We start from the raw sequence: 15,157 nt of genomic DNA, 5'->3' as shown, positions 1-15,157 counted from the left end.
ATATATTCATAAATTGTTACATTCATCCCGTTCGCCACCTGACCTGAGCAATGTCGACGCAAACGCACGGCTCACCCACGCAATCGAGCGAATTTCACTAACAGTCTGACCTGAGTTGCCCTACAATAGCCGCCAAAGTCACTGCTCTGGAAAAACCATGAAAATTTTTGCTGTTGAACTGAAAGGGAATGAAGCCCATCTATGTCTGTTGTCTCTGGAACAAGGGATGTTTTCTATCCCTGACTGCCGTACTCAAAAACTAATGCTGCAAAGCAGTACAGATTTCGAATCAATGCGTCACTTCCAGAAAACTTTCAGCAAACTGGCTGAAGACTATCAAGTGAACCAGGTTGTTATCAAAAGCCGTGAGACACGCGGAAAACACGCGGGCAGCGCAGAAAGCTTTAAAATGGAAGCCGCGATTCAATTGATTGAAGGGCTGGAAGTCAGCTTTATGAGCAATACTGACGTGAAAGAGAAACTGAAGCGTAATCCACTGTCTGTTGATTTTCGCAGTACCGGACTACGTCAGTTCCAGGAAAATGCCTTTGTCACGGGCTATGCATTTTTGAGCAAATAAACATAGAACGGGAGCCTCACTGGCTCCCGTTTTGTATTCATCAGGGATGGTTAGCTGTCCGGAGCTTCTGAATACCCCTTCAAGGGCCGAATCACGGACTCCAGTCCTTCAATCTGCATTTCCAGAGACATCGCCATTAAACGGCCCAGTTCACCTTCCGGAAAACCTTGTTTGGCAAACCACAATAAATAAGGCTCTGGCAAATCAATCAACACACGCCCGCTGTATTTACCAAATGGCATTTTCATATTGGCCAGTTTGACCAGATCTCGTTTATCAAACATCGATATCGATCCATTTCATACGCGATTTGAGCCGTTAATCCGCAGCATGCCAGGTTGATTTCACCAGCATTTCACCTGCACAAATCAGTGCGCCCTGAAAGACCTGCCCGCTTTGAATCACCCCAACCCCATGCGGCGTGCCGGTCATCACTAAGTCGCCATCTTCCAGAGGAATGATCTGCTGGACTTCTTCAAGAATTACATCTGGCGGATAGAGCATCAGCGTCGTATCCCCTTGCTGTACCAGTTCATCGTCAATTGTTAAGGTCAGCCCTAAGGGGGCTGCTGTTTCCGGTAAAGTCACGAAGTCACTGAACAATGCAGCCCCTTCAAAAACCTTACACCGCTCCCACGGCAGGCCTTTACTTTTCAGTCGGGTTTGTAAGTCACGCTTGGTGAGGTCCAAACCAATAGCCGCAGCATTGAAACGACCATCCTGATAGTGATAGACAATTTCAGCTTCATAATGCAAGGCTTCGCCATGATGCGTTGCTGCCAGCTGTGTCCCGATGGCCGTATTGGGTTTCAAAAAAATCACCATATCTTCCGGCATTTCGTTCCCCAGCTCTTCAATATGAGCGACGTAATTGCGTCCGACACACACGATTTTTCCCGGCTTCACCTGATTTCCATTCACTGTGACGCTCTTCATGCCCCCTCCTGTTTGCTTCAGAAAACTGTCTTGAGCATAAAGAGCATCACCGCTTGGGTCAATGGATTCAGTTAGTTAAGACTCATCAGGCACAAAGGCAAGGTTCACGAACACGGGCACACTCGGCAAAATACCATTCAGGTTAGCGACCTCTTGCAGCGCCTTCAGCCCAGATTCCATCCCGAATGCTTTCGCGTCGATAATCACCGGGCTTTTGGTGCTGATCATCAGGGTGTCATCCACCAGACGTGTGATCATCAGATCGGCATTCACCGGGTTAATCGCACCATGAAGATTCAGCTTCAGTGACACTTGCTGACTCAGTGTTTCACCTGTTTTCAGATCGCCCAGGCCAGAGACATCGACTTCCCCTTCCAGCATCGCTTTTGGATAATCGGCAACCCGAAACAACATGGTTTTCATCCGCTCATCACGAATCGGAATTTGGGTATCGACACTGCTCAGATCCAGCATTAGCTGCACCTTGCCCTCATCCGTCAGGGAACCGTCCAGCTGTTTAATCGCGTGCTGTTCAATCACAGCGTTATTCTTGACTGATAAAAATTTCAGCTCTGACTGGTTGTTATCCAATTTCCAGGCTGCAAACGAGCACAGCGGAAACACAGCGAGCAGGGTAACGAACAAGTGACGGGTACGCATTGAGAAATCCTCTCCAACATTTTCAGGATGATTCATATTAGTCTTTTTCACGAGTTACCGTTGTATTCATCCGAAAGATTTCGTGTCACTTCACGTCAGAGAGTCATCGTTTCCATGATTAAGCACTGATAGTCATCAGCTCATCACGAATCGTTTTCAGCAAGAACAGCTCGCGCTCAACAGATAAACCTTTCTTCTCGCTCTTCGCCAGCGTTTCTTCATTATGCGCAATGGCCTGATGGATGTTGATCCAGACGGGCTTCATGCCATTCCGGACTTCATAGGCCTCCAGGCGGGTTTCGCCAAGCACCCGGTCAATGGTGCAGGTGAAACAGAAAGATTCCATATGCATGATGTCGAAATCAGGTTTGTACCAGGGCCGGAATTCTTCATAAATTCCAAACGGCTGAATGTCATGAATATTTCTTGCACCGGTTTCTTCTTCCAGCTCCCGGATCAAACCCGATTCAATGGACTCATGTTCATCCACACCACCGCCCGGTAATGAATAATCGTGGTAACGTGCGGTGTAGAGCATCAGAATATCTTCGCCATCCAGAATAATGGCGCGGGTCGCTTTCCGGTAAAACATCGATCCCTGTTGATCGGCGACATCTGGATGCACTGCTGTTTTTAAGAGCCGCATTCGGTTCAACCTCAGATAAAAAAACGGGTCGGCATTGTAACCGACCCGTTGATGATTGCCACGCTTGTCGCGTGTTACCAGTTAAAGATAGAGCGAATAATCGTTGAAACTTTATTCTCGCAATTCATGCTCTGGCGACCATTTTTATCCCAGACCGGTAATTCAACCTGCCCGATACACGCCTGCGTTAAGCCACCCTGCTGATTCATCTGATAAGCAACATCGGTAATCCCTTTGGGCTCTTTCAGGGTCAGCGGCTCGGGATCGCGTTTCTGAATGTACTCGCTGTAGAGTCTCAACGGTCCTGACGAACCCGTCAGCTTCACGTTTTTATTATCATCCCGTCCCATCCAGACCGTCACCACTTCACGTCCGTCCACACCAACATACCAACTATCGCGGCCTTCATCTGACGTGCCGGTTTTCCCCGCCAGTTTCAGTGACGGCAAAATGGCGTCCAGATAACGGGCTGTCCCTTCGGTCACCACTTTCTGCATTGCATACATCGTCAGCCATGCAGATTGCTTCGAAACCACCTGCTGGGTGGAAGGCAAGTGCTGGTAGATCATTTTTCCGTCCCGATCCGTCACCGCACTCAGTGCCGTCAGCGGGCTGCGGCGGCCTTCGTTCGCAATCGTCTGGTACATTTGCGTCACTTCATAAGGTGACAAGGTAAATGCCCCCAGCAAAATCGCTGGCACATGCGGGATTTGAGCCGGATCAACCCCCAGTTCTTCCATGGTACTGATGACATTGTCCAGGCCAACGGCCATTCCCAGATTCACCGTCGGAATATTGTAGGAACGGGCCAGCGCCTGAACCAGAGGCACTTCACCACGATACTGACGATCATAATTGCGAGGAGACCAGGTCTTTCCTTTCTCATCCGTTAACGTCAGCGGCTTGTCGTCCAGATTACTGCCCAGACTGAATCGCTCCGGGCGCGCCAGTGCAGACAGGTAAACCGCAGGTTTCACGACAGATCCGATCTGACGGCGAGCATCCAGCGCACGGTTGAAACCATCAAATTCAGGGCGGCTTCCGCCAACCAGAGCACGGACTTCACCCGTTTGGCGATCAGCAACCACAACTGCGGTTTCAAGCTGTTTCCCATGCTGCTTTTTCATGGCTGCCATTTTTGAACGAACGACATTTTCTGCATTGGCTTGAGAAATCGGATCCAGCGTGGTGTAAACCCGCAGCCCCATTCCTGGCTGATAGCCCTGACTCACTTTCTCATTCAGTTCTTGTTTCAGCAAGCTGAAGAACGCTGGCTGACGACCCGCCACATGTCCCTTCGGCTGTAAGTCCAGACCTTGCTTGATGGCTTCCTGATACGTGGCTTCGTCGATCTTTTTCTCATCATGCATCAGGCTCAGCACCAGATCGCGTCGCTCTTTGGCACGTTCCGGATAACGCCACGGATTATAATAAGACGGCCCTTTCACCATACCAACCAGCAGCGCCTGCTGATCGACACGCAGCTCAGACAACGGCAGCCCAAAGTAAAAACGGGCTCCCAGCGCAAAACCATGCACCGCATCAGATCCGCTCTGTGCCAGATAAACCTGATTCAGATAAGCATCCAGCACTTCGTCTTTGTTGTATCGATAATCAATGATCATCGCCATATAGGCTTCTTTAAACTTGCGCCAGAAACTGCGTTCACTGGAAAGAAAAAGGTTTTTCGCTAACTGCTGGGTCAGCGTACTGCCGCCCTGAACCGTTCGGCCCGCTTTCATATTTGCCAGAAAAGCACGACCAATCGCCACAACAGAGACACCGTCATGGGTGTAGTAATCCCGGTCTTCTGTCACCAGCAGCGCATCGATCAGTGTCGTCGGCATCTCTGCTTTTGGCTGATAAAGACGCAGCTCATCAGAATCCGTTTCCAGCATACCCAGCATTTGCGGCTCAACCGAAAAGATCCCGTATTCGCGGTTGGTATTCACATCGACCACACGCCGGACTGTGTTGTAGTCAAACGACACGCTGACATGGCGTGCTGGCTGCGGTCCGGTCCGAGACTGAAACGGGCGGCGAATGAATTCCACTTTCAGGCGGCTGGTGCTGTACTCACCCACACGGGTCGGCTTGCTGACTTTCCTGTAATTCAGGGCCTCCAGCTCTTTGACCAGTTCTTCATACCGAACCTGAGCGCCGGGCTCAAGCACCAGCTCCCGTGCATAAACCACAGAAGGCAGCTGCCATAACTGGCCGGAAAATTTTTCTTCGATTTGTTGATTCAAGGTCAGACCTAACATCGCTGTTATGCCCAGAATCACCATCAAAACCAGCACCACCAGCATTTTCCATTTGCTGCGGCGAGGCGGTTTCTCCCCACCTGGCGGCTGGTTTTTCAGGTAACGCTCTGAAGTATGGTCAGATTGTTGTACGGACTCAGTCATTCTCATCTTCTTTGCTTGCTGCCGGATGTATGCGCACCCTGCATAGTCTAAAGTCAATTACGGCCTGCAAGATAGCTAAATTCTGCTCATTTCTTGTCAAACCTGTGTCAACTCATTGACGGTCTGAAGCACTCCAAAGCGGCGCCAACAGCGGTTCATGGCTGGAATCGGTAGTATTTCACATTCCCTTCAAGCACAATACGCCCCCTTGATCATTTGCAGGGCAATCGGGAGTTAAAATAGCAATGCAACGGGATTACACACTGAGCTGTCTGCTCACCATGCCACGTCATGAACTGGAAGAATTCAGCCAGCGCATTCTAACCCGCATGGTGCCTGAAGACGTGATGGAAGAGCTGTTCACGTTTGAGCCGGAAGAAACCGAAACGGAAGACAGATTACGTTCGGCACAGTTTGATGCCATGCTGCGAATGTCTGCGATTGCTTTGGGAGAGGTTTCGTCTGCTTTTGCAGATTCCGATCAAGCCAATCAGAATACTGAACGGATGAGTCGTTTGCTGCTGTGGCATTTTTATGCTGTCGCATTCCAGCTTGAAGCCGCAGTGACACTGGAACAGCATTGTGAAGCCGTCGAAAAGATTCTGGTGACCCCACCGAAAGATGCCTTTGGCTGGATTAAAACGCTGACCGAGCTGCTGCACCACTATGCCAGTCTGAATGACAACGGTGACGCACAAGCGCACTGATTCACAGAGACACAAACGCCAGCAATGCTGGCGTTTATTTTCAGGCTTCCCGGTTCAGGAAGTTTGGGGCCGGATTAGTCTGCAGTCATACCGGTCAGGCTGTTCTGGTGACGGCGTATCAGTTCATCCATGCTGCTTTGCGCCCGCTGGAATCCATGGGCTAATGTATCGACCTGATCGATTACCTCAATCACCTCGTAATAACATTTAAGTTTCGGCTCTGTGCCCGAGGGACGGACGACCACTCTCGACTCATCTTCCAGAAAATAAATCAGCACATCGCTGCCCGGCAGATCAATCGCCTCTGTCGTGCCATCTGAAAAATGACGTGTGGATGTTTTCAGATCGTCAATCCGGACAATATTCCGGCCTGCAATCTCTTCTGGCGGTTGCTGACGTAAGCTGTCACCAATCGGTGGTGAATTCGGAGACAGTGCAATACTGACCTGAGCATTCAGATAAATCCCGTGCTCACGGTAAATGGCTTCCAACTGATCCCAGACAGTCCGGCCATGGGATGCCAGCTCTGCGGTCAATTGCGCGAACGCAAGTAATGCGGTCAAGCCATCTTTATCCCAGACCATATTTCCCACGGTGTAACCCAGCGCTTCTTCGTACGCAAACAGAAATTGCTTGCTGTCCGACTGCTTTTGCATGGCGACATTCGTCAGCCATTTAAAGCCGGTCAGTGTCTGGAAGTATTCAGCCCCTACCGCAGTTGCAATTTTCTGCAGCAGGCTGGAAGAAACAATCGTCGTGCCGACCAGGCTTTCTGCAGGATTGGTTCGGGTCAGTAAATAATGACCCAGCAAAACGCCAACCTGATCCCCGGTCAGCATTTTGTACTCGCCTTCTTCGGTACGAACAGCCACAGCAAAGCGATCCGCATCGGGGTCATTCGCACAGGCAAGGGTAGCCTGATGTTTTTTGGCTTCAGCGATCACCAAATCCATCGCTCCGGGTTCTTCCGGATTCGGGAAGTTCACCGTCGGGAAAGTGCCATCCGGCTCCCGTTGCGCCGCAACGCTGTAGACCTGAGTAAACCCGGCATCAGCCAGCACGGTTTCCGCCAACGCTGCACCGACACCATGCATCGCCGTGTAAGCAAGACTGACAGAGGCTGGCTGCGTGTGATTTTGCAACAGCGCACTCGCTTTCACCCGCTCGCGGTAATCCTGATAAAACGACTCATCCAGCCAAACCAGCAAACCTTTCTGCTGCGCTTCATCCAACGCCAGCAGTTTCAGAGGCTGCACCGCAGCCTGATCGATTGCTGCAGCAATCCCTTGATCATGCGGCGGTATAATCTGAGCCCCATTGCCCCAGTAGACTTTAAAGCCATTATAGGCAGGCGGGTTATGACTGGCCGTTACCACAATCCCTGCCGCTGCGTTCAGCGCGGTCACACCATAAGCGACCAGCGGGGTTGGCGCGACAGCATGTGTCAGATAAACCTTGATACCCAGTGCGGTCAGCACGGCCGCTGCATCATGGGCGAAAGCTTTGGAATCCGGCCGGCCATCATAGCCTATCACCACACCCTGCTCTGCTGCTGTGCTCACCGTTTTCATCAGATAGTGCCCGAGTCCGGTGGCCGTTTCCTGAATGACCAGCCGGTTCATCCGGTTCGGGCCTGCGCCGACAACCCCTCGCAGACCAGCCGTCCCGAACGCGAGTCGTCCTGAGAAACGCGCTGCAAGCTCCTGCGCGTTGCCCGCATCAATTAATTGTTGTAGTTCCTCGCGCGTGGCTGGATCCGGATCGCGTGCTAACCATTGTTTCATCTGTTCTTTCATTCTCTGTCTTCCTACTTACAGGACATTAAAAGAAAATACCACAAATGATATTCATTCGCAGTTGAAAAGCATCGTGCCTGGCTTAACTGCGCGAAAGTTATACCAATCAAAGTAGTCAGTGATCAGAAATAGCGCAGGAAAAATACTTGAGAACAAGGCAGATTTATGAGATCAGTCGTCATTCTACAATCAAAAAATCTAACGCAGTTATCGAACGTTTTAACAAGCGAGGATGACCAGTGATTGACTGCGATTGATATACACTGTCTGACAAGTATAGAGGGATTCAGATCAGATGTTGCGAGATTTAACCAGATGATAAAAAAGAAAAAAGCGGCTGCCACTCTGGCATACCGCTTTGGCTTGGAGAACCCGTTGTCAGGCCAGGTACAAAGCCCGGCACATCAAATTAACGCTGGAACGGGTACACAGAGCCCAGAGACAGGATCTGAGTCAGTTCGTCCAGTGCTGTCCGTGATTCATTCAGCAGCTGTGGATCCGCCAGATCGGCTTCAACCAGCTGATCACGATAATGGGTATCGACCCACTGACTCAGGCGGCCATACAGCGCATCATTCATCAGGGTAGACGGATTCACGGCACGTGCTTCCTGCTCATTCAGTACAACACGCAGACGCAGACACGCAGGACCACCGCCATTCGCCATACTTTGTTTCAGGTCGAATACTTTCACCTGATCTACGCCACGTTTTTCAGCCAGCAACTGCTCAACATATCGCCAGACATTGTCGTTCTTACGGCACTCTTCCGGCAGAACCAGCAGCGTCTCACCATTTGGCAGTTCAATCAGCTGAGAGTTAAACAGATAGCTGGTGACCGCATCGTCAACCGACACAGACGCCGTCGGCACTTCAATAATGTTGAATGCATCACCCATCTTGTCTTTCAGTGCACGGTAGGTGCCTTGCTGATCCAGGAAAGCTTCCTGATGGCAGAACAGAATGTCTTTGTTCCCCACAGCAATCACGTCGTTGTGGAACACACCCTGGTCGATCACATCCGGGTTTTGCTGTGCAATCACAACTTTTGACGGATCCAGCTGGTGCAGACGCGCCACCGCTTCACAGGCTTCATAGGTATGACGGGCCGGGAATACTTTCGGTGCCGGATGACGGGTATCAAAGGCATGACGGCCAAAGACAAAAAATTCAACACCCTGATCGCCATAGTTGTTGCAGAAACGCGTGTGGTTGGCTGCACCTTCATCACCAAAATGTTCAACTGCTGGCAGTGCCTGATGATGTGCAAAATATTCCGGATCTGCAAAAGTGCTGCGCAGAATGCGGCCGGTGACTTCATGCTCAATCGAGCGGTGGAATTTATTGGTCAGGTTCGCCGGCGTAAAATGCACCTTGCCATCAGCCGTATCTGCAGACGGTGAAACCGTTGCCGCATTGGCTGTCCACATGCTGGACGCAGAACAACAAGCCGCCAGCACTTTTGGTGCCTGTTTTGCAGCCTGTTCAATGATTGATTTGTCACTGCCAGTGAAACCCAAACGACGTAGCGTATGGACATCAGGACGTTCCTGCGGCGCCAGAACACCTTGCAGCATGCCCATATCGGCAAGAGCTTTCATTTTGTCCAGGCCCTGCTTCGCCGCTTGTTTCGGATTGGATGGCACTGCCTGATTCTTGGCAGACGCAACGTTTCCGTAAGAAAGACCACTGTAGTTATGCGTTGGCCCAACCAATCCGTCAAAATTCGCTTCACGTGCTTTCATAGACTTTCCATCTCAATTTATCTCGGACTAAAGATAACAAAGCTTTTACATTCGCAACAAGATCCAGATAAATGTCTAACCAAATGTTATAAATTAGATATTCACACCAAATAGAAGCATGGCTATTCATCGTGCCGCACTCCCCGGAGACATGTACGGGTCTGCATTTCGATCCGGCATCTTCAGGCAAAGCAACGACGGCCAGCCTCATGAAAAATTGACTGCGAATCAGCAGAATTACCCTGAACCAGCCTGGAATTGTCAGGCAATTCAGCGCCCTTGCACTGTTCTGCTGACACAAACGCTGTTTTCCTGACTTTTCAGGTTTTCACAGCCCGTGCAAGAGCTGCGAATACAGGTGTAGACAAAGCATAGTTGCTTTTGGTCAGACTGAAGAATTTCTGCGGGCTACCGACAAAAAGTTCAGCCGCTGAAGCACAGTGTCATCCACTGCATAACGAATACATAATTACGCACTTTAGACGCTGGAAAACAGCCCGTTTTGCATTCGTCTTTCTTCCGGTTTTGCGTGTCTGATCAGGTTTATTGACCCGGTAAACCGTGTGAATCCGGGTCTGGATGGCGTCAACACAGTGTGAAATGACAGGATTTTAGCGTGAGACCGCCTTCGAAAAGACATTAATGATGAGCGTCCCCGCCAGGATCAATGCAATTCCGAGCAAAGCAAACAGATCCAATTTCTGGCCATACCAAAGCCAGCTGATCAGTGCGACAAGCACGATCCCTGCCCCACACCAAATGGCGTATGCCACACCAATCGGAACGACTTTCACGGTCACCGACAGTAAGAAAAATGCGGCGCCATAACCCATCAGCACGATCAGGGTTGGGATCGGTTGGGTAAACTGTTGTGTTTTGGGCAGCAAAGAGGTTGCAATCACTTCACAAACGATCGCCATAAACAAAGCCAGCATGGGTGGCAATGCAGAGATAAGGTGCAGCATCATTCACTCGCATTCAAAAAAGCGGCTCATTCTACACCTGAATGCCTGTCGTTCCATGCTCTTTCACACTATTTTTCGGACTCTCGGCCACCAGCCCGAATGGAGTTTAACTTTCCCATTCCACCACATGGCCATCGTCGTATACGCCATCACTGTATGCGGGCGTGTAATTGATAAAGATATTGCTCTGCGCGACGGGTAAAGAACGGGAAAGGTTACCGGCAATTAACTCCAGCATCGCGGCAATCTGGGCTTCTGTATTAAAATTCGGCGCAACCATATCGACCAGAATCGGATGTGTGTTGGAGGGCTGCTGGTTCGCGAGCTGACCCCCATGGATAAAATGTCCTGCGGGTAAATATTCCCAGATAATCATAATGTGTTGCTGGGGTATCAATGTGGCATCTTCAATTGCCTGAGACAAATCACTCAGGGCGACATTCACTTCGACATCTCCGGCAAATGGCAATGATTTAATACGAATCAGCGGCATACATCCCCCTGAATGACGGGTAAAGGCCCCGTACTCTCTGTGAACCGACATTGAAAAACTTCAATCATTCAGCGTGTTACTGCTGTATTCATGAATCCAGACTTCACTATAAGCCTAGCGAGCGCGTCTGGATTCCAAAGAATCACAAGTGAGACTGAAGTTAAAAAAGTACCAAAGGGCCCGTGGTTAAGGCTTGTTCGCCCGCCGTTGATTTTGCTGCTTCAGATACTCTTCCAGTGTGCAGGGGTTTTCAATTCTTTCCTCACAGTTAAATGGCTCGATATGAATCACGACATCAATGACATCGTCCATTTCAGTCATGACCTGGCTTTTAAAACGTTCACTGATGGTGTGGGCTGCTTCGATGGATAAAGTTGGTTCAACCAATAAATGAAAATCGAGCAAAATGCTTCCGCCCGTCATCCGGCTTCGGATTGCGTGAATCTCGCAAATTTCTTTGTCTGCTTCGGCCATTCTTTTCAGGTGCTGCTCGACCTCTTCACTGCCTCTGGCATCAGTCAGCTCCTGTAAAGCCGGCCAGAGAATCTCATAAGCCGCTTTCAGGATCATGCCGGTCACCAGCAATGCTGCAATCTGATCCAAGTATTTCAGGGAGGGGAAAATAGCATTGGCGATGACGGCAACCGCGACCGGAATCGAACTGAGGGCATCGCTGCGATGATGCCACGCATTCGCTTTCAAGGCGCCACTTTGTACTTGCCGTGCTTTCACAAGTGTCCACCGAAACAGCAATTCCTTCGACACAATCGATGCGATTGCAGCATAAAATGCCATCATCCCGGGCGGTGGCGGTGCTGTTTCGCTGAGCGTTTCAATGGCGTCCCAGGCAATGCCAAGACCCACCCCGCCTAACATCACACCAATGAAGACATTGGTGAGTGTCTCGAACTTTCCGTGACCATAAGGGTGGGAACGGTCAGCAGGCGCCGTCCAGAATTTTGAACCCAGTAAAATCGCAGCATCCGTAATTAAGTCCGCGAAACTGTGTACACCGTCCGCAACCAGCGCCTGACTGCCCGCCAGTTTTCCAATCATGATCTTCAGGACTGCAAGGATGATATTCAGTGCCGCCCCAGCCAGGGTCACGGAGCGAATGACTTCACCTTTCGCTGCATCCGAAACATCCTGCGAATTCATCTCAGTGAAACCCTCATCTTATTTCCCTCAACACAATCAGCCATGGCCAGTACTACGGCCACCTGCTTCAAAGCATAACAGATCGTTTCACCGGCAAATCAAAGCCATGCTTTTCGACAACCGATTGACCACCAATCCATTGGTTCTGGGGATCGTCACAACGGATCTTTTGCCAACAAAGCGATTCAAAGCGATCGTCAAAAAAATGCCGAAACTATTCAATGAGCGACCTGTTGTCATTGCAAAAAAGATTCATCGGGGTCTGCCACCCCACACATTCAACTAAAACGCATCGCATGCTTTCAATGCTGCACCGATCAGCTTGATTCATTGATTCTGTCAATGCATTGCTCCGATACACCCATCCATCCTGCATTGCTCCTTCAATACATATGCAGGATGCCAGTCTATTCCTTTTTCAACATTGATGTGTGTAAAAAAGACAATAGAATGCCACTCAGAAATCTGACCGAAAAGACAAAACGTTCATTTTGATTACATCCATGATGCAATCAATTTCATCAAGAACATCGCATTTTTGTAACAAATAACAGCAACCTAGCAAGGGGATAAGAAACTCATCACCTATTGAAAATTGACGCTTTTTTCCAGAAAATAGAACGCATTTCACAAAAATATAGCCTCAGTCACATTCTCAAATAAATCCTATTAAAGAATTTGAATTTCATTTCAGGCATTACATAATAGCCGGGTCAATATTCCAATATTGATTCGACAATAAGGACTGTTAATGAAACACATCGTTGATTTCATCGAGCAACTTGAAAGAGACGAACACTCTTTCACCATTTGGGTTTATGCCCGACATGGAAAATTTAGTCCATTTGCCGAACCCGGAAAAACATCCACAACGTCAATGCTTCAGAAGGCGATTGATCAAAGCCTGCAGGTTGTTGTAGAACTGCTGACCCCTGCAGATAACAAGGCCTATTTGATCCTGACTGAAGTCCACATGGTTGTGCCGGTGCTGTTCCACCAGGGAGAAGTCCATTCTGTGGGTAAATCCCTAGCGGCATAAAAAGCGCAACGGAATTGTGGAATAAATAGAAGAAGAACTTGGGCTAGGTTTATTTCTTATCCACACATTCGATTGTGCAAGAAAAACAGACCAGAAATGGTCTGTTTTATTACCCTAATAACTAACCTAACAGTAAGTTATTATTTAAACCTTTCGATTCCCCAGTGACATCCGAATTCTTTCACATCTCCCGCTTCAGGATGAAATCACTCAAACCACAGCGTGTGCGATTCAACGTTGACCAGAAAGTCACAAAACCCTCATTAAATCACAGGGTAGAAGACCCATTTTCATCATCAGGATGCTTCCATCGTTCGGAAGGAAGCATCCTTGGTTCTTCGAAAATCAGCGATTCGGTTAAGCTGGAACCATAACTTTGACGATACTATCAATATCCTCCAGCATGTTTCTATGATGACAACGATGCATCGTAATTGTGGTTAATGACTTCCTGGTGTACTGAGCCACATTGTTATCCGGCGTGTTCAGAATCAATTGCTGAAACGCCAGATTGTTATCACTCAGAAGATCTGGATCAAACAGCATCGCTTTGAACAAAGTCACTTGCGTGTATTGGAGTTGACCACTGAGTGGTGTTTGATTGATCCGTGACTCAACAGGAACCGATTGCAGCACTTTATTCACGTACTCTGGCTCCAGAGCGCTGCTTTGATAGTTCTCCGCCATCAATGCAACTTTTTCTGATATTGACGGCTGTAATGCTTGCAGCACTGGTGTCTGAATCACCGTATCAAGCAAGTACAGCTTAATATCCTGCACACCGTACTGCTCTAACTGGTACGCGATTTCCATTGCCAGCAATCCCCCTAATGACCAGCCGAGAATACGTACTGGTTTCTCCAGCAATCTGTGCTTCATCATCTGGGATAAATAGATCTCTGCTAACGCTGATAATGAATCAACAGCAGATGGCATAACCAAATTGTAATTGTTTACTCCAATACAATAAAAATCCTCAGAAAGTGACTGTGCGAGCGCCGTATAGACTTCGCTGCTGGCTGTTCCGGGATGAATCATGAACAAACAGGATTCAGCCTGCGAATTTGGAGTCAGCATGGTGATTAACGCGTCATGCGAATCAAAAGCCTGATGATCAGACAACAGGGCAATACTAGGCTGACCGAAGAGCGTTGCCAGCGGAATATCCACATTCAGTTGCGTACGCATAGCAGCGGTCAGCTTAATCGCCTGAATCGAATCCCCGCCCAGACGGAAGAAGTTGTCGTCAATGCCGACCCGCTCAACCCCGAGGACCTGCTGCCACACCTGGCACAGCTGGGCTTCCAGTGCATTGCGCGGCGCCCGGTAGCTGTCTTCACTCACCCACACCGGCGCCGGCAGCGCCCGGCGGTCCAGCTTACCGTTAATCGTCAGCGGCACCTTATCAATCAACGTGATACTGCCCGGCACCATATATTCCGGCAATTGCGCCGACAGACTCTGACGCAGTGACTCAGTATCTACATCGCCATGGGCCGGGACCACATAGGCCGCCAGTACTTTGCTGCCTTCCCGCTCCAGGTCGACCACCACCGCCTGCTGTATACTTGGCTCAGCGCTGAGCACACTGGCAATTTCACCCAGCTCAATCCGGTAACCCCTGATTTTCACCTGCTGGTCGTTCCGACCCAGATATTCCAGGTTGCCGTCCGGCAGCCAGCGCACCAAGTCGCCGGTGCGGTACAGTCGGGTATACCCCTTCGCTTTGTCGGCGTCAGTGGCAAACGGGTTGTCAATGAAGCGCTCCGCCGTCAACTCAGGCCGGTTGAGGTAGCCCCGGGCCAGACCCGCCCCGCCGATGTACAGCTCACCCACCGCGCCCTGCGGCAGCAGCTGCTGATGATCATCCAGCACATACAGCTGGGTATTGCTGATAGGTTTACCAATACTCACATCATTCGGGAGCACCGTTTTCTGAGTCGCACAAACTGTTGCCTCGGTCGGACCATACTGATTAAAAAGGGTTTCGACCGGCAATTGGGCCAGCGGGTTGAGCGATTCTCC

At 49.8% G+C, this 15,157-nt stretch carries 14 protein-coding genes; 3 read left to right on the top strand and 11 right to left on the bottom strand.

What is annotated here, in order from left to right; all coding sequences use genetic code 11:
- The first annotated feature begins 157 nt into the window (after positions 1-157).
- A complete protein-coding gene (locus Q4579_RS11320; protein WP_303564197.1) occupies positions 158-580 on the top strand; it encodes a DUF3010 family protein in 423 nt (140 codons plus the stop codon).
- Between the two features lie 50 nt (positions 581-630).
- Here the strand turns inward: Q4579_RS11320 and Q4579_RS11315 are convergent, their stop codons facing one another.
- The 5 genes from Q4579_RS11315 to mrcB all read right to left on the bottom strand — a co-directional run bounded on the left by Q4579_RS11315 (position 631) and on the right by mrcB (position 5,230).
- Positions 631-864, bottom strand: a complete 234-nt coding sequence (locus Q4579_RS11315) for a DUF3820 family protein (protein ID WP_303564196.1) — start codon at positions 862-864, stop codon at positions 631-633.
- 34 nt (positions 865-898) lie between these two features.
- Entirely contained in the window at positions 899-1,516 is a 618-nt protein-coding gene (locus Q4579_RS11310; RefSeq protein WP_303564195.1) for a fumarylacetoacetate hydrolase family protein, read from the bottom strand.
- A gap of 75 nt (positions 1,517-1,591) precedes the next feature.
- Positions 1,592-2,176, bottom strand: a complete 585-nt coding sequence (locus Q4579_RS11305) for a YceI family protein (RefSeq protein WP_303564193.1) — start codon at positions 2,174-2,176, stop codon at positions 1,592-1,594.
- A gap of 118 nt (positions 2,177-2,294) precedes the next feature.
- Positions 2,295-2,822 (bottom strand): NUDIX hydrolase, encoded by a 528-nt coding sequence (locus Q4579_RS11300; protein WP_303564191.1) that lies wholly within the window; start codon positions 2,820-2,822, stop codon positions 2,295-2,297.
- Between the two features lie 74 nt (positions 2,823-2,896).
- Positions 2,897-5,230, bottom strand: coding sequence for a penicillin-binding protein 1B (gene mrcB, locus Q4579_RS11295; RefSeq protein ID WP_303564188.1), 2,334 nt, complete (start codon positions 5,228-5,230; stop codon positions 2,897-2,899).
- Between the two features lie 245 nt (positions 5,231-5,475).
- Here mrcB and Q4579_RS11290 point away from each other — a divergent pair, with 245 nt between their 5' ends.
- Positions 5,476-5,937, top strand: coding sequence for an exoribonuclease R (locus Q4579_RS11290; RefSeq protein ID WP_303564186.1), 462 nt, complete (start codon positions 5,476-5,478; stop codon positions 5,935-5,937).
- A gap of 74 nt (positions 5,938-6,011) precedes the next feature.
- Here the strand turns inward: Q4579_RS11290 and Q4579_RS11285 are convergent, their stop codons facing one another.
- The 5 genes from Q4579_RS11285 to Q4579_RS11265 form a co-directional block, all read right to left on the bottom strand.
- Positions 6,012-7,733, bottom strand: a complete 1,722-nt coding sequence (locus tag Q4579_RS11285) for a phospho-sugar mutase (protein ID WP_303564183.1) — start codon at positions 7,731-7,733, stop codon at positions 6,012-6,014.
- A 409-nt stretch (positions 7,734-8,142) separates the two neighbouring features.
- Entirely contained in the window at positions 8,143-9,477 is a 1,335-nt protein-coding gene (gene astB, locus Q4579_RS11280) for an N-succinylarginine dihydrolase (protein ID WP_211651377.1), read from the bottom strand.
- A 611-nt stretch (positions 9,478-10,088) separates the two neighbouring features.
- On the bottom strand, positions 10,089-10,442 hold the full coding sequence (locus Q4579_RS11275) for a multidrug efflux SMR transporter (RefSeq protein WP_303564460.1): 354 nt from the start codon (positions 10,440-10,442) through the stop codon (positions 10,089-10,091).
- Between the two features lie 106 nt (positions 10,443-10,548).
- Positions 10,549-10,935, bottom strand: a complete 387-nt coding sequence (locus Q4579_RS11270) for a hypothetical protein (protein ID WP_303564176.1) — start codon at positions 10,933-10,935, stop codon at positions 10,549-10,551.
- Positions 10,936-11,121: 186 nt separating this feature from the next.
- Entirely contained in the window at positions 11,122-12,093 is a 972-nt protein-coding gene (locus tag Q4579_RS11265; RefSeq protein ID WP_303564174.1) for a cation diffusion facilitator family transporter, read from the bottom strand.
- A 751-nt stretch (positions 12,094-12,844) separates the two neighbouring features.
- Here Q4579_RS11265 and Q4579_RS11260 point away from each other — a divergent pair.
- A complete protein-coding gene (locus Q4579_RS11260) occupies positions 12,845-13,132 on the top strand; it encodes a hypothetical protein (RefSeq protein WP_303564172.1) in 288 nt (95 codons plus the stop codon).
- Positions 13,133-13,489: 357 nt separating this feature from the next.
- Here Q4579_RS11260 and Q4579_RS11255 read toward each other — a convergent pair.
- The coding region (locus Q4579_RS11255; RefSeq protein WP_303564171.1) for a phosphopantetheine-binding protein at positions 13,490-15,157 on the bottom strand (1,668 nt) is incomplete at its 5' end.

Source organism: Photobacterium sp. 1_MG-2023, assembly GCF_030547945.1.
Taxonomy (GTDB): Bacteria; Pseudomonadota; Gammaproteobacteria; order Enterobacterales; family Vibrionaceae; genus Photobacterium.
The sequence above is the reverse complement of the archived record's forward strand: the minus strand, read 5'-3'. Positions and strand labels throughout refer to the sequence as shown.